At 34.0% G+C, this 21558-nt stretch carries 25 protein-coding genes; 6 read left to right on the forward strand and 19 right to left on the reverse strand.

Annotation, left to right across the window (positions count from 1 at the left end):
• Positions 1-9: 9 nt before the first annotated feature.
• The 5 genes from QZU83_RS02135 to QZU83_RS02155 form a co-directional block, all read right to left on the reverse strand.
• Positions 10-501 carry a hypothetical protein gene (locus QZU83_RS02135; RefSeq protein ID WP_295609311.1) on the reverse strand — a complete coding sequence of 164 codons (492 nt, stop codon included), beginning with the start codon at positions 499-501 and terminating at the stop codon, positions 10-12.
• Positions 501-1400, reverse strand: coding sequence for a DUF3100 domain-containing protein (locus tag QZU83_RS02140; protein ID WP_295609312.1), 900 nt, complete (start codon positions 1398-1400; stop codon positions 501-503). Before QZU83_RS02140 ends, QZU83_RS02135 begins: the two co-directional genes overlap by 1 nt.
• 136 nt (positions 1401-1536) lie before the next feature.
• Positions 1537-2022: a hypothetical protein gene (locus tag QZU83_RS02145; RefSeq protein WP_295609313.1), complete on the reverse strand. Its 486-nt coding sequence runs from the start codon at positions 2020-2022 to the stop codon at positions 1537-1539.
• A complete protein-coding gene (locus tag QZU83_RS02150; protein WP_366925373.1) occupies positions 2023-2916 on the reverse strand; it encodes a DUF3100 domain-containing protein in 894 nt (297 codons plus the stop codon).
• 215 nt (positions 2917-3131) lie between these two features.
• Entirely contained in the window at positions 3132-4382 is a 1251-nt protein-coding gene (locus QZU83_RS02155; protein ID WP_394350256.1) for a DUF1743 domain-containing protein, read from the reverse strand.
• Positions 4383-4453: 71 nt separating this feature from the next.
• Here QZU83_RS02155 and QZU83_RS02160 point away from each other — a divergent pair, with 71 nt between their 5' ends.
• Together QZU83_RS02160 and QZU83_RS02165 are read left to right on the forward strand one after the other, a co-directional pair.
• The gene (locus QZU83_RS02160; RefSeq protein WP_295609316.1) at positions 4454-5386 is read left to right on the forward strand and encodes a transcriptional regulator; all 933 of its coding nucleotides are present in this window, start codon (positions 4454-4456) and stop codon (positions 5384-5386) included.
• Between the two features lie 9 nt (positions 5387-5395).
• Positions 5396-5782, forward strand: coding sequence for a hypothetical protein (locus QZU83_RS02165; protein WP_295609317.1), 387 nt, complete (start codon positions 5396-5398; stop codon positions 5780-5782).
• Here QZU83_RS02165 and QZU83_RS02170 read toward each other — a convergent pair.
• Both QZU83_RS02170 and QZU83_RS02175 read right to left on the reverse strand, forming a co-directional pair.
• Positions 5779-6573, reverse strand: coding sequence for a hypothetical protein (locus QZU83_RS02170; RefSeq protein ID WP_295609318.1), 795 nt, complete (start codon positions 6571-6573; stop codon positions 5779-5781). The two genes, QZU83_RS02165 and QZU83_RS02170, sit on opposite strands and share 4 nt — an antisense overlap.
• A 7-nt stretch (positions 6574-6580) precedes the next feature.
• A complete protein-coding gene (locus QZU83_RS02175; RefSeq protein ID WP_295609319.1) occupies positions 6581-6919 on the reverse strand; it encodes a heavy metal-binding domain-containing protein in 339 nt (112 codons plus the stop codon).
• Between the two features lie 192 nt (positions 6920-7111).
• On the opposite strand from QZU83_RS02175, the gene serA reads away from it, so the two are divergent.
• Positions 7112-8686, forward strand: a complete 1575-nt coding sequence (serA, locus tag QZU83_RS02180; protein ID WP_295609320.1) for a phosphoglycerate dehydrogenase — start codon at positions 7112-7114, stop codon at positions 8684-8686.
• 71 nt (positions 8687-8757) lie between these two features.
• On the opposite strand, the gene QZU83_RS02185 is transcribed toward serA, so the two are convergent.
• From QZU83_RS02185 to QZU83_RS02200, 4 genes are all read right to left on the reverse strand, one after another.
• Positions 8758-9426 (reverse strand): Mov34/MPN/PAD-1 family protein, encoded by a 669-nt coding sequence (locus QZU83_RS02185; protein ID WP_295609321.1) that lies wholly within the window; start codon positions 9424-9426, stop codon positions 8758-8760.
• Positions 9423-10145, reverse strand: coding sequence for a tRNA(His) guanylyltransferase Thg1 family protein (locus QZU83_RS02190; protein ID WP_295609322.1), 723 nt, complete (start codon positions 10143-10145; stop codon positions 9423-9425). The genes QZU83_RS02185 and QZU83_RS02190 overlap by 4 nt, the downstream gene beginning before the upstream one ends.
• Positions 10145-10909: an aspartate dehydrogenase gene (locus QZU83_RS02195; protein ID WP_295609323.1), complete on the reverse strand. Its 765-nt coding sequence runs from the start codon at positions 10907-10909 to the stop codon at positions 10145-10147. Before QZU83_RS02195 ends, QZU83_RS02190 begins: the two co-directional genes overlap by 1 nt.
• A gap of 72 nt (positions 10910-10981) precedes the next feature.
• On the reverse strand, positions 10982-11377 hold the full coding sequence (locus tag QZU83_RS02200; protein WP_295609324.1) for a PRC-barrel domain-containing protein: 396 nt from the start codon (positions 11375-11377) through the stop codon (positions 10982-10984).
• Positions 11378-11541: 164 nt separating this feature from the next.
• Between QZU83_RS02200 and QZU83_RS02205 the strand changes: the two genes are divergently transcribed.
• Positions 11542-12264 (forward strand): tRNA-binding protein, encoded by a 723-nt coding sequence (locus QZU83_RS02205; RefSeq protein WP_295609325.1) that lies wholly within the window; start codon positions 11542-11544, stop codon positions 12262-12264.
• A gap of 94 nt (positions 12265-12358) precedes the next feature.
• Here QZU83_RS02205 and QZU83_RS02210 read toward each other — a convergent pair whose 3' ends face one another.
• Positions 12359-13771: a lactaldehyde dehydrogenase gene (locus QZU83_RS02210; protein WP_295609326.1), complete on the reverse strand. Its 1413-nt coding sequence runs from the start codon at positions 13769-13771 to the stop codon at positions 12359-12361.
• Positions 13772-13819: 48 nt separating this feature from the next.
• Here QZU83_RS02210 and QZU83_RS02215 point away from each other — a divergent pair, with 48 nt between their 5' ends.
• Positions 13820-14401, forward strand: a complete 582-nt coding sequence (locus QZU83_RS02215) for a TMEM175 family protein (RefSeq protein WP_295609327.1) — start codon at positions 13820-13822, stop codon at positions 14399-14401.
• Positions 14391-14963 carry a TMEM175 family protein gene (locus tag QZU83_RS02220; protein ID WP_295609328.1) on the forward strand — a complete coding sequence of 191 codons (573 nt, stop codon included), beginning with the start codon at positions 14391-14393 and terminating at the stop codon, positions 14961-14963. Before QZU83_RS02215 ends, QZU83_RS02220 begins: the two co-directional genes overlap by 11 nt.
• A 668-nt stretch (positions 14964-15631) precedes the next feature.
• On the opposite strand, the gene QZU83_RS02225 is transcribed toward QZU83_RS02220, so the two are convergent.
• The 7 genes from QZU83_RS02225 to QZU83_RS02255 all read right to left on the reverse strand — a co-directional run bounded on the left by QZU83_RS02225 (position 15632) and on the right by QZU83_RS02255 (position 21543).
• Positions 15632-16390 carry a Cna B-type domain-containing protein gene (locus QZU83_RS02225; protein WP_295609329.1) on the reverse strand — a complete coding sequence of 253 codons (759 nt, stop codon included), beginning with the start codon at positions 16388-16390 and terminating at the stop codon, positions 15632-15634.
• A gap of 44 nt (positions 16391-16434) precedes the next feature.
• Positions 16435-17145 carry a DUF4013 domain-containing protein gene (locus QZU83_RS02230; RefSeq protein WP_295609330.1) on the reverse strand — a complete coding sequence of 237 codons (711 nt, stop codon included), beginning with the start codon at positions 17143-17145 and terminating at the stop codon, positions 16435-16437.
• Between the two features lie 214 nt (positions 17146-17359).
• A complete protein-coding gene (locus QZU83_RS02235; protein WP_295609331.1) occupies positions 17360-17542 on the reverse strand; it encodes a class III signal peptide-containing protein in 183 nt (60 codons plus the stop codon).
• Entirely contained in the window at positions 17542-18468 is a 927-nt protein-coding gene (locus QZU83_RS02240) for a type II secretion system F family protein (protein ID WP_295609332.1), read from the reverse strand. The genes QZU83_RS02235 and QZU83_RS02240 overlap by 1 nt, the downstream gene beginning before the upstream one ends.
• Positions 18469-18631: 163 nt before the next feature.
• Entirely contained in the window at positions 18632-19399 is a 768-nt protein-coding gene (locus QZU83_RS02245; RefSeq protein ID WP_295609333.1) for a DUF4013 domain-containing protein, read from the reverse strand.
• A 202-nt stretch (positions 19400-19601) separates the two neighbouring features.
• On the reverse strand, positions 19602-20027 hold the full coding sequence (locus tag QZU83_RS02250; RefSeq protein ID WP_295609334.1) for a hypothetical protein: 426 nt from the start codon (positions 20025-20027) through the stop codon (positions 19602-19604).
• 85 nt (positions 20028-20112) lie between these two features.
• Positions 20113-21543 (reverse strand): TrkH family potassium uptake protein, encoded by a 1431-nt coding sequence (locus QZU83_RS02255; protein WP_295609335.1) that lies wholly within the window; start codon positions 21541-21543, stop codon positions 20113-20115.
• Positions 21544-21558 lie beyond the last annotated feature (15 nt).

Raw genomic sequence — 21558 nt, forward strand, 5'->3', positions numbered from 1 at the left:
AAAAAGAATTTATGCAGCCGGAACACCGGTTAAAACAAGAACAATATGTGCTACAATAGCCGCACCATAATAAGTTGCTGCAATTACCAAAACTGTTATTACAACTGCTCTCCAACCTAATGCCTTAAATTCATCCCAGCTTTTACCCATACCAATACCAACATAAGCTAAAAATACTGTCACAATAGCCAGAAGTTCAACTTTAGAAACATAATACAGAACAAATTCAGATGTCGGCATGCCCGGAAACGCTATTAAAATACCGATTACGCTGATATATAAAATTGATGAAATGTTGAACGGAAGTTCCCTTTCAAGCCATACCCCGATAAGCGTTACAAATGACAGTATGGCCATACCAACCAATGAATCTGCCATAGGATGCTTATAACCCAAATAATTGGCAATCACGGTAATGACTGAAAATATGATCAACAATAGAATCCAATTGAAGATACCATGAACGGATACATTTTCAGAACCGTCTATTAAATCAGGCATTATTCATCCTCCTTTTCTGGCACTAATGCTTCCCTTCCAATTTTAGGTTCAAGCCAGTTGTATATTTTTTCTGTCAATGGGAGTGCAATAAATATAACTATGTAAATACCTACACAGAATGAAAGCAAATTACTGAATCCTGCGAATGCCTCGATTTGTGTTTCCATTCCAGGAAATGCCGCCAAGGTTGGTCCAATAGCTGCAGCATTCATACTGGCACTGCCCACACCACTGGCCATAGCATATGCATATGGATGTAGCGGTATGAAAGACAAAGAGAATGTAACAAGGAAGCTGATAAATATTGTACCGATTACAGTTCCGATGATGAAAATCGCAAATACTCCACGGGATTCTGGAGAATTGAAACCGTATTTGTCGACAACAACTGCAACGTTCGGTTCCCTTCCAATGGAATTTGTCATACCGATGGATTCCTTTTTAAATCCTAAAAGCAATGCAATCGGAAGCACTAAAATTGTTGCCAAATGCCCCAATTCCTGTAAAATCAAAGCAGGACCCATTTCAAAAATCAAGCTTATTGACTGGCCACTTGAAACAGCCAGCTTTGCAATCAAAACACCGATGAAAAGCATCATTGCCCCTTCAGCGATACGTGCCTGCTTTCTGTGAATCCATTTAATCGGTTTTACCAGATAAAAGGCAAGACCAAGAATAATAGTGTAAATCAAAGGCATAATTGTGATAGCTACATCTTTAGTAATTGGAATCCTAATTGTACCTATCAGCTCAGCAATTATTACTAAAACAAGTACTGTACCGTGTAACCTTAAATCTCTCCAAGGATTTTTCTTTAAAATACGTTTATCAGTTTTTTCACGATAAATATGCTCTATCTGACCATCCTTATCCGGAATAAAAATCCACTCCCCAGGCAATATGAATTTACATTTGTATAATATTAATTACTTAAAACATAATATTTAAATTAATATCATTCAAATTTAAAAATAACACTAAATGTGAAAAAAATAGAAAAAATATAGTAATACTATTTCACAAAATAAGAAAAAGTTAAACTGGAACACCAGTCATTACCAAAATAATATGAGCAACAACAGCTGATCCCAGATATGTTGATGCAATAACTAAAACGGTTACGATTATCGCACGCCATCCAAGGGCTTTAAACTCATTCCAACTTTTACCCATACCTATACCGACGTAAGCTAAAAATACGGTTACAATAGATAAAAGTTCAACTTGAGAAACATAATGCAGCAGCACACTGGATGTGGGCATGCTCGGAAAAGCCAAAACTATGCCTATTACACTAATGTAAATAATGGAGGAAATGTTAAAGGGAAGTTCCCTCTCCATCCAAACCCCGCACAATGTAATGAGGGACAACATCGCCATGCCCACAAGAGAATCACCAATAGGATGTTTATAGCCTATGTAGTTACCAACAACTGTGATAATCGAAAATATGGCCAAAAGCAAAATCCAGTTAAAGATTCCATGAACTGAAACGTTTTCCGCTCCATCGATAAAATCCATCTATTTACCTCCTTGCTCATTGATGGCATCTTTTTTACCAATTTTTGGCTCTAAAAATCCATATAATTTTTCGGTTAGCGGTAAAGCAATGAAAATTACAATGTAAATTCCTATAGAAAATGAAAGCAGATTACTGAATCCTGCAAATGCTTCAATGCTTGTTTCCAAACTAGGAAATGCCGCAAGAGTAGGTCCTAAAGATGCCGCATTCATACTGGCACTGCCCACACCACTGGCCATAGCAAAAGCATACGGATGCAGAGGAAGAACAGAAACACAGATGCTTGTCAAAAAGCTAATGAATACAGTTCCTATTATTGTTCCGACAATAAACAGGGCAAAAATTCCTCTTGATTCCGGAGAATTGAACCCGTATTTATCAACAACAACGGCAACTTCAGGTTCACGACCAATAGAATTTGTCATGCCGATTGTCTCTCTTTTAAATCCTAAAAGCAATGCAACAGGAAGTGCTATAAATATGGTGGCAAGGTGACCCAATTCCTGTAAGATCAAAGCAGGACCCATTTCAAAAATCAAATGTATTGATTGTCCACTGGAAACAGCCAGTTTAGCAATCAAAACTCCAATAAAAAGCATCATTGCTCCTTCAGCAACTCTAGATTGTTTTCTTTGAATCCATTTAATTGGTTTTGCAAGATAAAAAATTAGCCCTAAAACCATAGTATACAACAACGGCATTATTGAAACTGAAACACCTTTTGTCAGATTTATTTCAATAGGTCCGATTAATTCCGCAATAATTACCAAAAGAAGTACAGACAAATGTAAACCATAATCCTTCCAGGGATTTTTCTTTAAAATACGCTTATCGGTCTTATTACGATATATATGTTGAATCTCATTCGTCTCATTATCATTATTTGAAATAATACCCTCTCCCGCCCAACACAATAAGTGTGTTAATTAATTTTTACTTTAAAATAAGTACTATATAAATTAGTACGATTTAGTTCTCAAAAGTTCTAAAAATACGAATAAAAATCGTTATAAATTAAAAAATATTACACAAAAAGTGAACAGTGAAAACCGACAAAAACGATGTTATTTTCAATTAAAAATAATTAAAAATAAGTATTTTTTGAATATTACATTCTACAAAGTGGTTTTGAAAGATGTCTCCTTGCAGAAACCGGTGTTTCGTAAAATTGAGAATTTTTTAAATTACGCTTGATTATAATAGGAACTTTTTCATCAGATTCTATTTTCCTGCCACATTTTTTGCATTTGAATCCCTTGTTTTTACCGGCGGAGGTCATTCTTTTTCCGCATTCGCAAATTGGATTTTTATATTCAACATCATTTAATTTTAGAACCTGGAATTTTTCAATGTTGAAGGTATTCTGCTCACCGATTCCACCAAATACCCTTATAATATCACCAGAACGCAAATCAGATACAACATTCCTGAAATTTTTAGTCGGCTCATATGCCCCGCATTCTATTTCACCGGATTCATCCATGATATAGAAAAACATGTGCCCTCCGTCAATGACTTTAGGTCTATTTTTCACTTCACCTATCACTTCATAGCATCCGAACTGTTTCATGGAAGCAATGTCAGGAGTTTTTTGGATATGCATGTCAGTGTGCTGGTTTGTTTTAAAAATGCATGAATCGACAATAGGTTCATTGACTTTGACTATTTCTTTTGCAGTCTTTAAAGCTTCAACAGTATTGGACCGGATCCCATATAAAACAGGGCAGGGTGTTTTAGGTTCAATTGCAATATAACCTTCCCCATAGTCAATATTTTCAAAGGTATCCGGAAATGTCCTCTTATCCATCTCATAAACGGATTCGTAATCAATTTGCCTTTTGGTTCCATAGTTTTCAGGAGCCCTATATGCAAGCAATTCAAAAGTGCAATCATCCAACGGAAGACTGATGGCCGCAATAGATCCGATGATTCCCCTTCCCTTTTTGAATTTGTGAATTTCACAACCAACTGATTTACCGAACTCCTCTGCCTCTTCAATGGTAATGAATTCATAAATCGCTCTGAATGCATAATTCTGCATATCTTCAGTGATTTCACCAGAATAAAAAACAACGCCAGGATTGGTGTTGTCACAGTCAAACATGGACAGCTTTTCAACTTCGCTTAAAACTATCTCTTTTGCCAAATTGGCCTGGTCATTATTTTCTATCTTAAGGCTGACCCCACCATTGCCCCGAGTTTTAAACCTGGCAAACGGATTCAGTCTGATTAACCTTGGATAGTCCAGAAGCTTAATCCCATTTTCCCTTAATCTGTTTATAATCTGACTTGCAAGGAATGTTGTGCACATTCCATCAGGAGAATCAGTATCATCTATTCCAATATATAAAACACTAATTTAAATCACCTTAAATTATAAACATATATTAGAGTTAAAACAATATATAGTTTAATTAATGAGGTTATCAAATGTTGACTAGAGGACAAATGCTGCAAAACATAGAAAATTTACTAAAATCTCAAGGTTATGAGACTTCAGATATTTATGATCAAGGCTCATTTGATTTGGTAGCTAGAAAAAACTTATTGATTTTACTTTTAAAAACATTTTTAAACATTGACAGCATTAATGAACAAAATGCACATGAAATGAAACAATTAGCCAATATCTTTTTGGCCTCACCAATCATCATTGGAGAAAAATCAAGAAACGGCCTTCTTGAGGAAGGAGTAATATACGAAAGATACGATATTCCTACAATAGGCTTTGAAACATTCAAAAACATGATTGTCTACAATGAATTTCCGGAAATCTTAGCTGACCGTGGAGGATATTTTGTTAAAATTGATGGAAATGTTATAAAACAATACCGTGAAGAATATTCAATGTCCTTAAAAGATTTGGCCAGTCTTGCTCATGTTTCACGTGCTACAATGTACAAATATGAAAACGGCATTGTCCGTGCAAATACAGAAACTGCAATGATACTGGAGGAAATCCTCAATACGAAAGTTACTCTGGACATTGACTTGCTGAAACAACCTCAAAAAGATGATATCGAATACAGCGATGACGTTAATGACTTATCAAAACTGGGATATGGTGTTCTATCCACATCCAAAAGTCCATTCGATGCAGTGGCAAAAATGAAAACTTCACAAAAGCATTCACCATTAATGGCGAATGTTGAGAAAAACAGAAGTGAAAAAACATTGAAAAGAATGGCGATTCCCCTAAAAGACTTGTCAATGGTTACAACTTCAGAACCCGTTTTTATAATCAACAATGACAAGATCAGGGAGTCAATAGGCACAATACCAGTTATAAAATCCTGGGAGTTAAAAGAATTTGAAAATTCCAAGGAACTATTGAAAATGATTAAAGAGAGAAAAGAAAATTAGAGGGACACTATGGAAAATTTACAGATTACAGGTATGGAAGATTATCCTATCAAATGGGTTTGCAACTATAAAGGACAAAAAGCTATTGGCATCTGCGGCAAAACACAAAAAATAGCAATGTTTGCATCAGATGAGAGGGTATCAAGAATTTTGGATGACATCGTAATCGGAACCGATGAGGCTCAGGAAGGTTACGGGTGTGAAGAAAAAGACAGATGCTGCAATTTCGAATGTGAACTCTGTGAAATTTCCCCGAGACAATATCTGCAGATTACAGGCAAAAAACCGTCAAATAAAAATATAAAAGATTTGATTAACGGACTGGCCGATTTGAATAAAACCTTAAAGGAAGACGGATTCGTTCCATTTGAAGAATATGAAGTTGTAAAACTTTAATATTCCCTTAAAAGTGAAAAATCATCACGTGCTTCTTCAACCTTTCCAATACCTATTGAAATCAAATCAACATAATCTATTGTTTTTAAAAATTCGAAAGCTTCTTTAGGCTGCAGTATGCCTGCGGCCAATACTCTGGTAGCTATTACTTTTTTATCCAATCTAACCAGTCTTTGTTTAAACTCTTCTCTTTGAGCGGCATTGAATGCATTGATGTCCATCATATAGGACAGTGAGTTAAACGGAATCATGAAAAAGTCAAACAGACCCATGTCAAGATTATCCGGAAGCAAATCAGTAGTTCTTGATGGAAATGCAGTAACAAGACCTGAAAGCGCACCGGTACTGTTGATTTCAGACAATATCTTTGAAGTTAATTTCCAGTCATAACCGTCAACAATGAACTCGTCAACAAGCATTAAAGGACAGTCATACTCACTAAACATTTCAATTTCATCTTCCCAGTCCACTTCTTTTGCAACTTCATAATTAGGGTTTAGATAGTCAACGTCGGACTTGCCTATTGTTGCGATGACTTTCATTTCACAGCCCTGCTGGACTGCAAGATCATAGGCTTCAAGCAAATTGGAATCATTGACCAAATTTATGGCTCTGACGCCTTGTTTGTAAGATTCAACGATGACATCAGCGATATTTTGAGGATTGCTATACAGGTCATCCAAATAAAGTCTGGACCTGTGACCAAAATAGAGTTCCGCCATGAATGGACCATATCCCAAAATGGTTTTTGGAATTGCCTTATCCTTATATTCCAAATCCTCAAAAAACATAGTATCACTATTCCTTTTCAACTACAACGGCAGTTCCATAAACAAGAATTTCCTGCATTACCTGAGATATTTCATTTGAATCGAATCTGATGGCAACAATACCGTTTGCGCCCATATCCTTTGCATGGTCTATTACCCTTTCCAATGCTTCATCTCTGGATTCTTCCATCATTGTCACATACTGTTTAATTTCCCCACCGAATAAAGATTTTACGCCTGCACCGATTTGACCACCTGCACCTCTGCTTCTGACGGTTAAACCGTATACAAATCCTTTTGTTTCCACTATCCTGAATCCAGGAATGTCATTAGCTGTTGAAATTGGAAATTCTTCTACTGATACCATTATTAAACCTCTTTAAATTAATTTAACATTTTCAATTAAAATACCAAGTTTAATAATAATTATTTAATTCATCATATTAAAATTATTGTAAAACCGAGGATTTATTTAAATTTTAAATATAATAAAAAATATAAATTTAAGTAATATTTATTATTAAATATTCATTTTAAAAATTGATTATATGGTGAAAATATGAAAGTACTCGTTGCTGATGCAATTAATGAAAAGGGTATTGAAAACTTAAAAGAAGTGGCTGAAGTTGTTGTAGACACCAGCATCACTCCTGAAGAGTTAGCAGATACCATCCATGAATATGATGGAATTATCGTAAGAAGTCGGACAAAACTAACTGCTGATTTAATCGAAAAAGCAGACAATATGAAAATTATCGCAAGAGCAGGTGTTGGAGTAGACAACATCGACTTAAACGCCGCAACCGAAAAAGGTATTATGGTTGTAAATTCCCCTGAATCCACCTCAGTTACTGTAGCTGAGCACACAATGGGATTGATTTTAAGCATGGCTCGTAAAATTTCCATTGCAGACAAATCAGTTAAAGACGGAAAATGGGAAAAGAAAAAATTCATGGGTGTGGAACTTAGAAACAAAACCCTCGGTGTAATCGGAATGGGAAGAATCGGTTCCCAAGTAGTAAACAGATGTAAAGCATTTGGTATGGATGCAATGGCATATGATCCATACTTGCCTGAAGAAGTCGCAAAACAAATGGGCGTTGAATTAACCAATTTGGAAAAAGTGCTTAAAAATGCTGACTTCATTACAATTCACGTACCTCTCACTCCCGAAACCAAACATTCAATTTCCACAGAACAGTTTGATCTTATGAAAGATACAGTATATATCGTAAACTGTGCACGTGGTGGAATTATTGATGAAGATGCATTATACGATGCTTTAGTCAACAATAAAATTGGTGGAGCCGCTTTAGACGTATATGAAGAAGAACCACCTGCTGAAAACTCAAAATTATTTGAACTTGACAATATCGTATTAACCCCTCACATTGCAGCTTCAACCAAAGAAGCTCAAAGAGATGCTGCAATTATCGTGGCTGATGAAATTATCGATTTGGCAAAAGGAAAAGCTCCAAGAAACGTGTTGAACATGCCACGTATTGACAGTAACACCTACAAAGAAGTAGCTCCATTCATGGAATTATGTGAAAAATTAGGTAGTTTCATCTCACAGGGAGTTAACGGTAAAATTAAAGAAATTGAAATTATTTACAGTGGAGAATTAGCTGAAATCGACAATCTTGAAATATTGACAAGAACAGTCATTCAAGGTGCTGTAAATCCATTCTTAAGTTCTCCAGTCAATGCAGTAAATGCATCCCTTGTTGCAAAAGACAGAGGAATAAGCATTACTGAAGGTAGAAAAGACAATGCAAAAGGATACGACTCATTAATTAAAGTTATTGCAAAAAGTGCAAATGATCAATTCTCTGCAGTGGGAACACACTTGCACGAAGCAAGAATATTAAAAGTAAATGATTATTGGGTTGATGTTATTCCTGAAGGACACATGTTCATTGCAAAATATGAAGACGTTCCTGGAAGCATTGGAAAAATCGGTACCAAATTAGGAGAACACAACGTTAACATTGGAATTATGCAAGTTGGAAGAGATGAAAAAGGCGGAAGAGCCATCATGGTTCTAACTTTAGATAAAGAAATTCCAAAAGAAGTTATAAAAGAAATCCAAGCTTTAGACAATGTTTATGAAGCTAACGGATTAGAATTATAAAAAACAATTTTCACCATATTGTTTTTTATTTTTTATTTTTTCAACCATTAAATTAAAAAAAAAGTAAAGAATTATTCTCTGAATTCTTTTGATATTCTTTTTATGCTGCCATCAGAGTTAATTTCTATTTTTATTACATGATTCTGCGGCTGATTGCGCTTTTCAAAATCACCATAGTGATATTTTCTTTCTTCATCAAGACTTTTGAAAAATTCGTCATCATCCTCATCGAAAAATCCAGGTTTGAACTCGTCATCATCGGTTACAACGTCATGCTCGTCAAAAAATTCGCCATGATTGTCATCAGCCAGATAACCGTAATCTCCAACAGTGTAGCCTAAAGGCTGACCATAACGGTCATATGATCTGAATGTATCGAGACTATAAGGAAGACACACAATCATGTGAAAGTATCCATGTCGGGAAAATGTTTTTAAATCGGCGGCAGACGGCATTGCACTTGGTCCCGGGTGTGAGTGAACGGATCCGAAATATTTGGTGTTCATTGGAATCAGTTCTGTGTGGACTACAGCACCTGTTTCACATGTTTCGCCTGGAACAAATATCAAACTGGTGATGTAGAGAATCTTGTCTTTAATCTGGCCGTCAAAGAATGCCAAAAATTCATTTGGATATGCCTGCTTTGCGTAATAGATTACAGATTCCAGAACTTCCCTGTCAACTCTAACTTCCCGGAATTCCTCATCATCATTTCCCAATATTTTAGAAATAAAGCTCATTTTATCACTCCGATATCCTTAAAGAATTTTTCACTGAAAATTGGAAGTTCCCAATCGGTGTAGATGTAACTTCTGTATGAAACCTGATTTTTATTTTCTTTTTTATTGAAACCAGTTACCTTTTTGTTTTTCCTATATACTGCAATTCCTCTTTTTTTGTAAGTATCGACATCATTCAAGTTAATGCCATTTGCGAATAAAAATTCATGAATGTCACTTAAGTTCATACCTTTTATTTTATCGTTGGCTTGAGAATTTGAATACTTAGATTTCAGGTATGCAATCCCATGTGAATTGACACAGTTCCTCCAGGACTCATCCTGCCTCCATCTGAAATAATCGAGTATATTACCTTCAGTGACCGGAATGATTCTTGAATCAAATGCGGGAGGCTTTTTAAATTCAACATCATAATGCATTACAAAAGAGCTTGCTGCAAAACTGGCTATAACCGAATCTATTTTTTCAACTCTACCATCAAATGGAACATTATCTAAAAGCAAGCTTATTTCATCTGAAAAAGAATAAACGAACTGTGCTGAAAACTCTTCAAACAAATCCCTGCAAACTTCAGAGATTACATTGTAAAAATTATCATCATATGGTTTGACAAGCTTTAAATCATTGGCCAACTTATGAAAGCTTCTGCCATCCAGACGAATGATAATTTTAGAGTTTTTAGGAACTCTTAAAGACGAATAAACTTCAAATTCCTTCATTACATACCCACACTGATGGTTTCATTGAAACTTTTAAGCAATCTTATTGCTGAAAGAGCAGCCAACATGCTTGTTTTAGGATTGGAAGAACACGGATAATTCATAGTGGTTGTTTTGAATTCACCAAAGTCACCCTTTGCAGTAATTTCATGAACATTTCTGTCAACTTTCGGATCAACAATGATTTTAACATCAATATCCCTGTTACATGCCATACTTATTGTTGCTGCAACGTTAATGTTCAATGGGAATTCCTTAACCGCTTCTGATGCCTTTCCTTCAAATAAAACTTCTTCCTTATCTATGTCTTTTCCAAGGGATTTCGGTGATTTACGTGTTACGAGATTTACCTCTTTAAGACCAAATTTGGCTACAGCCTTAATTCCATCCAAACCAACGACAGCACCTGAAGGCAGGTGTATCTTAGCATCATTCTCTTTAGCTATTTTTAAAACATTATTGTAAAATTCCATATCCATAAATGCGCCGATACTCATGATAATCATATCTTTACCATGTTCAAGTACTGTTGGTGCCAACTCCTTAACGGAATCCGGTGATGCACATTCCAAAACCAAATCCACATTATTCAACATGTCCTCAAAGTCAAGGACAGCTACCCCGCCAGCCAAGCTAGCCAAATTTTCAGCCCTTTCAACATCCTTATCAAAAAAGTATTTGATTTCAATACCGTTATCCTCTGGAACAATGCTAGTTGTTATGATATTAGCAATAGCTCCGCAACCTACAATACCTACTTTCATAGTATCACCTAAAAAAAGCCTTTAATATAAAATTAAATAAAAAAAAGAATTTAAAAGATTATTTCTAATCTTTTAGTCGAATTGAACTTGGGTTTCATTTTGTGGTTGAGTTTCAGGTTGTTTTGGAGTTGCAGCCTCAGGGATTTGTGGTTCAGGGTTTACTTTTTTTATGTCCCTAGGATTGATTAACATGATGTCTCCAATAGCTTGAACTTTATCAAAGTCCACGGTCAATAAATCATTTTGGAAAGATCTCATGTCGTGGTCTTCCGGTGACTCACCACGAATACTACCAAAAATTTGACCCACTAAAGAACCGGTAGGTCTCCTTTCTTGTTCAATTGCTCTTACTTGTAATTTTGAAATAGTTCCTAATCTAATATTAAGTATAACATCTTCTACACGACCAACATAATGACCTGTGTTGGTATAAATATCTAAACTGCGTAATTTTGAAACTTCTACCATTTTTACACCACAATATAAAATAATAATAAATTAAATATGTATAATTTTATTTAATTGTTAATATAAATAGTTTTTGTTTTTTAAACTTGAAAATCGCTTATTTTACAAAAAACTTATTAAATTAAATAATTAAAATATAATTTAGATTACAAGGAGACTTTAAATTGTGGGATACAACAAAAGATTATAGAATTTTAGTGGCAAGCAAAGCGAGAGAAAATTATCTGAATCTGATTCCAACAGCTTCTTTTAGAGGAAGCTGGAATAAAAAACAAGCAGTTGATTTGGGAAAACAAATGAACAGTGATTTTCAAACATTGACCTATTCCTATTTGGAAGGAGATGAATTGGTAAATTCACCAGAGGTTGCTTCACTAAAAGAAAAAGCTTTAAAAATTATTGAATATTTGGGCGGTGATGATTGGAATAAAAAGTTTTTAAACAACGCTCCAAAGGAAGACAGAGAAAAAACTCAAGAAAACATTGCTAAAGTGAGATTTTTCCTGGATACAATCATCGGACTTAAAGACCGCCTTGCGTTAGGCCCAATCAATGACCCCATTTTAGGAATTGACATCAAGGTTGGAGAAGTGATGAGCGTTACAAAACACCCTAAAAATGAAAATTTATTAATCTGTAATGTCAATTTGGGAAAACGTGCAATTACTGTTGTTACCAACGATTTAAATGTTAAAGATGAGAACAAAGTTGGAGTATCCCTGCTTCCTCCACAGTCATTCAGCGACATCGTAAGTGAAGGAATGTTTTTAGGAATGAATGGAAGTATCCTCAAGGACGTTGAAGGAGAACTTGGATCCATGCCTAAAGGAATTCCAATGGAATCCCTAAACGAAACCCGTAATCTAGTTGAAAACTATTTAAAATAAGTTTAAACACTTATTTTCTCTTTTTATCTTTTAACACGAGTTCAAACGAAACTCCAATAACAATGTTTTGAAAAACTAATTAATCAGACATTCACTATCTCAAATTCAATCCTATCAGTTTTGTTTTTGTCATCTCACCTACGGCATATTTTATTCCTTCTTTACCAACACCACTATTTTTAAATCCTCCGAAAGGCATGTTGTCTGTTCTAAAGGTGGACTGCTTATTTATAAACACTGTTCCGGCTTCAATTTCCTGGGCACATTTCATTGCATTTGCATAATCCGAAGTGAATACTCCGGCCTGCAACCCATATTCAGTGCCATTGGCTACTTTTATTGCCTCTTCTACATCCCCAACACGAATGATTGGAGCTACAGGCCCAAATGTTTCATTTGCAACCAAATCCATGTCCATGGACACATTATCAATGACGGTAGCATGGTAAAATGCTCCTTCACGAACACCACCTGTCAATATTTCAGCACCCTCATTGACTGCATTGTTTACTGTTTCTTCAACCTGCATTGCAGCTTTTTCGGATATTAATGTTCCAAGAGTGGTTTTTGCATCCAACGGGTCCCCCATCACCAATTTTTCTGTTTCAGTAACTAACTTTTGGCCGAATTCATCCGCAACCTCATTCTCGATTATGATCCTTTTAACGCCCATGCAGACCTGACCAGCATTTAGGAATGCTCCGTTGATGACGCCTTTAACCGCCTTGTCAAGATTTGCATCAGCTAAAACAACCATAGGATCATTTCCTCCCAGCTCCAAAGTAACCTTTTTCATTCCTGCTTTTTGAGATATCATCAATCCGGTTGTTACGCTTCCAGTAAATGATATTTTATTCACCTGATTTGAAGTGACAAGGTAATCTCCAACCTCGGACCCATATCCTGTGACTGTATTTATTACCCCATCGGGAAATTCCTCATTTAGAAGTTCCGCAAATTTCATTACAGTTAACGGCGCTTCTGTTGGCGGTTTTATGATAACAGTGTTTTTACAGGCTATTGCAGGTGCGATTTTATGTATAGTTAAATTTAAAGGATAGTTAAATGGAGTGATGGCAGCAACTACACCCAACGGCAGGCGTTGTGTGAATGCAAAGAATCCTTTTCCGTTCAAGCCCGCATCCAAAGGTACGCTTTCACCATATATCCTTTTTGCCTCTTCAGCGGCAAGCTTTAATGTTTCTATTGACCTGTCAAGCTCAACCAAAGATTCATTAATTGGCTTTCCGACTTCCAATGTCAGCAAATGAGCGAAATCCTCTCGGTTATCTTTCAATTTCTCAACAACATTGAACAGCTTATTTGAAACTTTAAATGCTGACATTTCCTGTAAAGATTCTTTAGCATTATTCGCTTCAGTTATTGCCAAATCTGCAGTTTGTCTGTGGGCAATTGGAATTGTATCAATTACTTCATTATTATAAGGATTTTTAACTTCAGATAAATCTTCGCCTGAGATGTGTTTTCCACCAATCAACATGTCCATTTTATCACCTAAATTAATATTTATACTAAAACCAATAAATAATCACTTATGGAAACTACCAGATTTGAAACATTTTTCGATGCAATCATTGCAATCATCATTACGGTTTTGGTTTTAAAAATCCCTCAGCCGACATCAGCTACTCCTGAGGCTCTTTTACAACTAAACCCAATTTTTATTTCCTATTTAATCAGTTTTCTGATTTTATATAACATCTGGTATGCTAATCACAATCTATTCCAACTTACCGACACCATTGATAACAATTCAGTCTGGATTTTTGGGTTTATGGCATTTGCAATTTCACTTTTGCCATATTTTACAATTTGGGTTGCAAATAACATTTATTCAATTCCTGCAGAAACAATGTTTGGATTGTTATTCATTGTAACACATATTCTAAATACATTGGCTACAAGGGCAATATACAAAAGCAATCCATATAATGAACAATTAAAAAAAATGAACTTCGATTCATATTACATGAATGCTCCAGTAATAGTGCTGATTTTAGGATTTATATTGACATATACAATTTATATTCCCGGAATTTATGTTTGCTGTTTATTGTCTGTTGTTTTATGGATTTTAATTGGCAGATTATTGAGGAGGCGAAGCAATGGAAACTGATAGGTTTGAAGCATTGATTGATGCCATTCTGGCAATTATCATCACAATCATTGTTTTGGAGATACCTTTACCAGCCAGTGGAGGTTGGGAAGCACTTTATGAACTGAGATATGATTTTTTAATTTATGCAGCCAGTTTTATCGTTTGTTTCAACTTTTGGAACTACAACAATAATATCTTCAGTATCGTGAACAAAATTGACTCCAAAGTTATTTGGAGCATGGGAGTTACATTGCTGATATTTTCACTCCTTCCATACTTTACAATTTTCGTTGGCGAAAACTTCTTCTTATTTTTCCCACAGTTCATATATGGTCTTTGTTTTATAGTGACCGCAATCCTCTCAGCAATAATTGGAAAATTCCTGATGGAAGCCGATCCAGGAAATATTGCACTGCATCTTGCGTTAAACAATCATCATCCCATGTATATAACCCTAATATTGGTTTCAGTAGGAATCATTATCGGATACTTCATTTATCCTCCTGCGATTATCGCATCATGCATCATTTCAATTTTAGGATTATGGTTACTTCCAAAAATCCAATCATATCTATCATAAAGAGAGGTGCATTTCAAGTGTAAATGGCTGAGATGCCTATTTTTTTTAAACAGAAACAAATATTTACTTTATTTCATTATTAACCCCCTAAATAACAATATTTTAAATTTCAATTCGTTGATTTGCAAACTGAGGAAATTGCTATTCGAAATGGAAAAAAGTGAAAAAAATCCTGACTTACTGGCAATGAAAACTATTACAATAAATCTGCTATATAACTTTAAATCAAAAACTGAATTCAAATCAACCTCTAAAATATAATCTGACTAGAAACTGATAAATAATTTTAAAATTAAATAAATTCAATAAGAAAAATCCATGAAAAGGCAATTTTTTAAAAAACATGAAAAGTCAATCGATAAAAACTACACCCCAAAAAAATAATTACCCCTGCAATGCATTTGGAAATACTCTCCCCCACCAAAAAATAAACCTTTAAAAAATTTGGTGAATAATTAATTAAATGAAAATGCCGTTTGAAATAACATTGTTGAATGAAAACTAATGGATTTCCGCCACAATATATGAAATCCAAACGGAAAATGACAATTATTAGAAAAAAATTCAATTCAAGAAAAAAGTTTAAAATGCTCAAAAATCAAAATAAGACATTAATATTTTAAAAAAATAAAAAAAGTAAATAAGAAAAAGTTAATTTTCATTATTTATTATTTCTTACGACTTATAGGAACAAATATTGCCACAAATGCTGCAATAACTAAAACCACTAAAGGTAAACCAGTATTCCTTAATTTAACTTTATTAGTTTTATTTTCCTTTTTTTCGACAGGTTTTTTAGTTTCCTTTTTTACAATTTTATTTTTAATGACTGTTTTATTGATATTGGACTTGTTTGTGTCCTTATCGGATTTGTTGATGTTTTTATCAGTGGAGTTATCAATTACATCACCAGGGCCAGTTCCATTATCATCGGCAGTATCATCATCAGTGCCATTATCCTCTGTAGCATTATCATCAGTGCCATTATCCTCTGTAGCATTATCATCAGTGACATTAACATCACTGACATTATTGGCTGCCACAGTATCATCTGATGAATCATTTTCTTTAACTGGATCATCATTACCTGCAGCTAATTTTTCACCGATATGCTTTGAATGGACAACAAATCCATTATCCTCACTTCCACTAACGGACATTGAATAATTTGGATTGTCTTTTGCAACAATACTGTAATCTCCATCATCATTAACCTTAAAGGTTGTTGACCATGAATTTCCATTACTCAATGTTGCAGAGTCGACAATTTTACCGTTACACAACAAAGAAACTGTAATTGCTTCCGGCATATCCCCGGTTGCACTCACATGTATCGATTTAACATCGCCACTTTCTGCAGAAACAATGCCAACAGAAATTATTAAAAAAAATAGTAAAATACATGCAGATATCAGTTTTTTATTCATTTAAAAAACCTCAATTTAAAAAAAAAGAAAAAAGTAGGTTATATTTATACATTGGAGTATAATAAACCTAATGCTCTACCGCTGAAGAATACAAGGTAAATGGTTACAATTCCAATTAGAATACCACCAACAATGGAGTTCCATTGAGCGATAAGACCACCAATGAATAATAAAACTATAGTAATAAGACTGACAGCAATGATGAATATAAGAAGATTTACAATACCTACTTTTGAAATATCTCCAATTGCTTCACCAATAGCTAAAGCATCGCTTAAATCTTCGGTTTTTGCCAATCTGCATTGAGCCATCATTAAGGCTAAACTAAATACTACACTTACAATGAAATTTATTACAGCTGCTAACCAGTGCTGGAATATAATTGCTAAAATTGCAGCAATAATAATTGGAATAATCATGTAGACAATTTGTACAACAAATACTTTTATACCATTGAAGAATTGTCTTATTAAATCAATTTCAGGACCATTAGAACTTCTTTCGATACCTAATTTAATAATATCCAATTCATAACCAGTAATCATAAATCCTAAAACGAGAGCAACAATAAAACCTATAATACCTGATCCAATAACCGCCCATAAATTATTAACGGCAACACCACTAGCCATAGCTACAATAGTTCCGGATAAGGCAATTCCTAAAATAATACCTAAAACGAGATAAAGAATCAATGCTTTAATATTGTTAAATGGATAAACTAAAGCATCAGTAAATATTTCACCTAATTCCATTTTTTGTTCACCTTTGAATTTTAATTAATTAAAAAACTCCTTATTGAGAGCTTAATAAATAATATATGAACAATAATATTTAAATATAAGCATTCAATCTGAAATTATACAATTTTCTAAAAAAAGATAGAAAAATGATGAAAAAACCATTAAATTTAATCTCATTTAACAAATGAAAACCGATGGCTGGAACTTACCCAAAATAATTTCAACATTATTTGAAATATTTTCCCAATGTTTTTAACTCATCATTAAATTCCTTAAATTCTTTTGATTGAACTTCGCCACTTAAATCACTTATATAATTATTGTACATATAAATGACCAGTAAAACTACAACCATGATTCCACCAAACAGCAGAATAAATTCAGCGGATGCCTGGCCCTTATTATCCATTAGAATCCCCCCATAAGCAAACTTCCTCCAAAGGTAGAAATGAAATAGAATATTGCAAAAGATGCAGTAGCAAGAGGCAGTGAAAACTTAAATCCTTTTTTAATATCTCCATACATAATAATACTAATGATAAAACCTACCAAAATTGAGTGAATTATCAGATAGATTTCCCCCGCTACCGGAGCAGTCAGAACAATTTCCGATTCCATTCCATAGCTTTGCATAAACCCAGAATAAACTCCAACCATACCGATTGCGAATGGAGTCGCAATAACGGCTGAAATTAACAAAAACATTACTGACATCATCACAGTTGATTTTCTCTCGCGTTTAAGTGCCATCAAATCTCTTAAATCATCAGAAACATCACTAAGAACTGTTGAAATACTGGATCCCGATTTTCTTCCATCAAGAATAATCCCAAAAATTCTTTCAAGTTCCTTTGATTTTAATCTTCTAGACATTGCTCTCCAGGCTTCATCGAAATTGCGACCCATACGAATTTCAATGATAGTTCTTCTCATTTCATCATAGAGTGGTCCTTTGCCGTACTGTGACATGTCTTCCATTGCATTTTCGAAACTGAGCCCTACCTGAAGCATGCTTGAAAGCTGCCTTAAAAAATCGGGCGCAGTTTTTTCGATCTCCTGCGCTCGCCTTTCCTGTTGGACAATAACATATGTGAAAAGAATTGGAATTGTGAAAAACGGCAAAATTAACACTGATACTGGCAGGTTTATAAACATTAATGTTAATGCCAATGCAATTTCTAAGATAATGATAAAGACTATAAGTATAGCTAAAACTTTACTTGCCTCTGTAAAAATAGCTCCACTCATCAAAAATTCCTGTAATTTTGATAAATGCTTTTCAGGTATAAAATTGTCCAAAAATATTGCTAAATCATTGATTATTTTAAATTTCATAAACAAAAATTAGATTTTAAAGCATATAAAGAGTTGGTTGTATTCCAAAGCAATTTTACAAGTAAAAACAATAGTTACATATTAAAACAAATATAGTTCAAAAAATGCTACTAAAAAAGTTAAATTTTCCAAAAAAATATTAGACATTACCTTCCAAAGTCAATTAAGAAGAATCAATCTTTTCTTTTTCTTTAATTGTACAATAAACTTCACCTATGCCATAAAATTGAGTTGCAAACATTAGCATATAGCAAAAAACATTCCAGATATAATTTATAAAGTCAATCGGGATAACAATATAAACAAGATAAGCAAAAATAACAATAGTTAGAACAATACCAGTATACTCTTTTACATAATACCACCATCCAATTGCATCAATGTCTCTTTTAATTCCCATCAGATTAAAAGCATCTTTAATGCTGCCCGTGTCTGCCAACCTTGCTAATGCAATTTCTAAAAAAAAGGTAGTGACATAAAATAAAATGACTCCTAAAACAATGAAAACAAATGTATCAACAGGATTATGTGAATATAAGGTATGAATTGTTTCGGGAAAATCCACCAACATATCTTCCAAATCAAACTCCGGAAAATTCAATGGAGAACATACAAAATCCAAAATTAATCCCTGAACATACAGAAAAACCGTAAAAATAATAGTGGATTTTAATCCAAAAATTAAACCCTCTTTAATTTTCATTTCTGGTAATTTGATACCGCCATTCAACTTATCACGAGTGATTAACATGCCGTAACCGAATAATGGCACCTCTAGTCCCAAAAGGATCAAAATTGCAGTTGTGGAATTTGAATCCTCATAAGATAGTTGAATATACATCAAAATACTGAAAAATATCAAAATAAGTAGAAGGAAATGTTTATCATATGTACAATAATCCCATACAGATTTGATTTTAAAAAATGCCATGAATCTCCCTCAACATTATTTTAAAAAAACAAAATAAATAAATTTTACTGATTTTTTTATTTAAAAATAATGCAGAATCTAACTAAAAATACGAGTAATTTTGATTGTACATTCTTTTTTAAACTCCCAATAATTACATGAAATTATTGAAACATAATCAAATATTTTCTCAAAAAAAAGTTAAACAGTATTTTGATACTGTTTAAGAAGATTTGTCGATTTTAATTGGTTTGAATTTGTTTAAATCATTGAATTCTTGGATATATTTAAGGCAATCAGCGGTTTTATTCTTATCCGCATCATCAAATGAGCAATCAATAATATAAACATCATCATCAATTTTAAGAAGTTCCAAAGCACCTACCTTATCCTTTACTGAATCATTGTATTGTGCATAAGTGCCATTAATTATTTTTACATCACGATTGTCATTTTTTACAAAATAATCCTCATAATCAATAAATGCACTATAACTCCTCATATCCATTTCAAAATCGTCATTTGTAAAAGTTGCTGCACTCCTTTCAAAACCGGAAGGAGAATTGTAATCCGTAATAACTGCAGCAGAAACTGCACCTATCGCAAGTACCAAAACTATCAAAGACATTAATACTATTTTAGATTTCATATAATCACCTTTAATTTCGAGAAAGTTAAACTCCAATTAAACTTTCCTAATTTTTAATTTATCGTCTTAAAATAATTAAATATATCTATCTTTTAAAGATTTCAAAAAATGCCCTGAATGTGACCAACACAGGAATAATCTCCAGCCTTCCAACCCACATGGAAAATATGCCCACGACTTTTAACGGCAATTCCAAGTTCTGTGAAATCTGTCCAATCTCCAAACCAACATTGCCCTGCATTGAAATAGCAAAAAATAATGAATTGAACGGGTCATGACCATATGAACAAAGTAATATCCAAGAAATCAAAATAAAGATTAAATAAAGTGTTATGTAATTTCCGCTTTGTGATACAAGATCATCAGAGATTCTTTTACCGGAAATTTCCAGATTAACAACACTGTTCGGAGACAGCACTTCCCGTAAATTTTTATATATCCCTTTGAAAAATGTGAGAACCCTCATTAGCTTAAGTGCACCTACAGTGGAACCGTTGGAACCCCCCATAATCATCAGTGTCATTATAATAATAAGCACATTGGCAGGCCAGGTCCCCATTACGGTTGAACTTTGAATACTTGCCCCAGTTGTTGTAATTGCAGAAACAATATGGAATAAAATATCCATAGGCACAATATTTGATATGAAATATATCAGCAGAGTTGTACCAGCAATCAAAGTAATTAATACTTTAAACTGCAAATCCTCAATTAATGCTCTTCCACGTGACTTTATAATGTGATAATGAACAAAAAAGCTTGTTGCACCCAATATCATCAAAACAATAGTAACTAAATTAATCATGTCATTGTGATAAAAGCCTATGTTGGCATTTTTTATACTCATACCTCCGGTTGAAATGGTGGTGAATGTATGGCAAACCGAATCAAAAAAAGGCATTCCCGCAAGAACATAAAGAACAATTCCGGCAATTGTATATATTAAATAAATCTTGAGAGTTTCTATAATTGTGGTTCTGATAGTAGGTCTGAAACGTTCATCACTAGCTTCAGACTGATATAATCTGGAGGATACAGCACCAGGTTTTGCTAAAAAGGATATAATCAAAACGAGAATTCCCAAACCACCAATCCACTGCTGAAATGCTCTAAAAAATAGTATTCCATAAGGCAAGACTTCCACATCAGGATAGATTGTAATTCCACTTCCGGTTAAAGCAGACATACTTTCAAAAATACCGTCAATGATATTTATGCCTGTCACAAAATAAAATACCAAACCGCCGATTAGGGATGCCCATAGCCAAATCAGGGCAGATAAAATCATCCCATGTTTTAGGCGGATCCTATTGGAATCATATTTTTCCAGGGCCTTTATGCAAATCAAACCGGAACATATGGATATTAATGCAGGCACGATATACCCAACTACATTGAATTCAAAAAACAATAAATCGACTATAATCGGGACTAGACACATCAATCCTATCCCAACCATTAGCATGCCCGAATTCTTAGCAATAATCAATATATCATGTTTATTTACAAATCTCATATGCTGCCCAATAAA

Source organism: uncultured Methanobrevibacter sp., from assembly GCF_902771435.1.
In the GTDB taxonomy this organism is placed as follows: Archaea; Methanobacteriota; Methanobacteria; order Methanobacteriales; family Methanobacteriaceae; genus Methanocatella.

Bases quoted from the DNA above. Each gene is read 5' to 3' on its own strand.
- QZU83_RS02185 (WP_295609321.1), bottom strand. From the start codon at position 9,426: ATGAGCTTTATTTCTAAAATATTGGGAAATGATGATGAGGAATTCCGG.
- serA (WP_295609320.1), top strand. From the start codon at position 7,112: ATGAAAGTACTCGTTGCTGATGCAATTAATGAAAAGGGTATTGAAAAC.
- QZU83_RS02230 (WP_295609330.1), bottom strand. From the start codon at position 17,145: ATGGAATTAGGTGAAATATTTACTGATGCTTTAGTTTATCCATTTAAC.
- QZU83_RS02195 (WP_295609323.1), bottom strand. From the start codon at position 10,909: ATGAAAGTAGGTATTGTAGGTTGCGGAGCTATTGCTAATATCATAACA.
- QZU83_RS02235 (WP_295609331.1), bottom strand. From the start codon at position 17,542: ATGGATAATAAGGGCCAGGCATCCGCTGAATTTATTCTGCTGTTTGGT.
- QZU83_RS02160 (WP_295609316.1), top strand. From the start codon at position 4,454: ATGTTGACTAGAGGACAAATGCTGCAAAACATAGAAAATTTACTAAAA.
- QZU83_RS02245 (WP_295609333.1), bottom strand. From the start codon at position 19,399: ATGGCATTTTTTAAAATCAAATCTGTATGGGATTATTGTACATATGAT.
- QZU83_RS02225 (WP_295609329.1), bottom strand. From the start codon at position 16,390: ATGAATAAAAAACTGATATCTGCATGTATTTTACTATTTTTTTTAATA.
- QZU83_RS02215 (WP_295609327.1), top strand. From the start codon at position 13,820: ATGGAAACTACCAGATTTGAAACATTTTTCGATGCAATCATTGCAATC.
- QZU83_RS02255 (WP_295609335.1), bottom strand. From the start codon at position 21,543: ATGAGATTTGTAAATAAACATGATATATTGATTATTGCTAAGAATTCG.
- QZU83_RS02210 (WP_295609326.1), bottom strand. From the start codon at position 13,771: ATGGACATGTTGATTGGTGGAAAACACATCTCAGGCGAAGATTTATCT.
- QZU83_RS02220 (WP_295609328.1), top strand. From the start codon at position 14,391: ATGGAAACTGATAGGTTTGAAGCATTGATTGATGCCATTCTGGCAATT.
- QZU83_RS02175 (WP_295609319.1), bottom strand. From the start codon at position 6,919: ATGGTATCAGTAGAAGAATTTCCAATTTCAACAGCTAATGACATTCCT.
- QZU83_RS02135 (WP_295609311.1), bottom strand. From the start codon at position 501: ATGCCTGATTTAATAGACGGTTCTGAAAATGTATCCGTTCATGGTATC.
- QZU83_RS02165 (WP_295609317.1), top strand. From the start codon at position 5,396: ATGGAAAATTTACAGATTACAGGTATGGAAGATTATCCTATCAAATGG.
- QZU83_RS02190 (WP_295609322.1), bottom strand. From the start codon at position 10,145: ATGAAGGAATTTGAAGTTTATTCGTCTTTAAGAGTTCCTAAAAACTCT.
- QZU83_RS02170 (WP_295609318.1), bottom strand. From the start codon at position 6,573: ATGTTTTTTGAGGATTTGGAATATAAGGATAAGGCAATTCCAAAAACC.
- QZU83_RS02145 (WP_295609313.1), bottom strand. From the start codon at position 2,022: ATGGATTTTATCGATGGAGCGGAAAACGTTTCAGTTCATGGAATCTTT.
- QZU83_RS02240 (WP_295609332.1), bottom strand. From the start codon at position 18,468: ATGAAATTTAAAATAATCAATGATTTAGCAATATTTTTGGACAATTTT.
- QZU83_RS02250 (WP_295609334.1), bottom strand. From the start codon at position 20,027: ATGAAATCTAAAATAGTATTAATGTCTTTGATAGTTTTGGTACTTGCG.
- QZU83_RS02200 (WP_295609324.1), bottom strand. From the start codon at position 11,377: ATGGTAGAAGTTTCAAAATTACGCAGTTTAGATATTTATACCAACACA.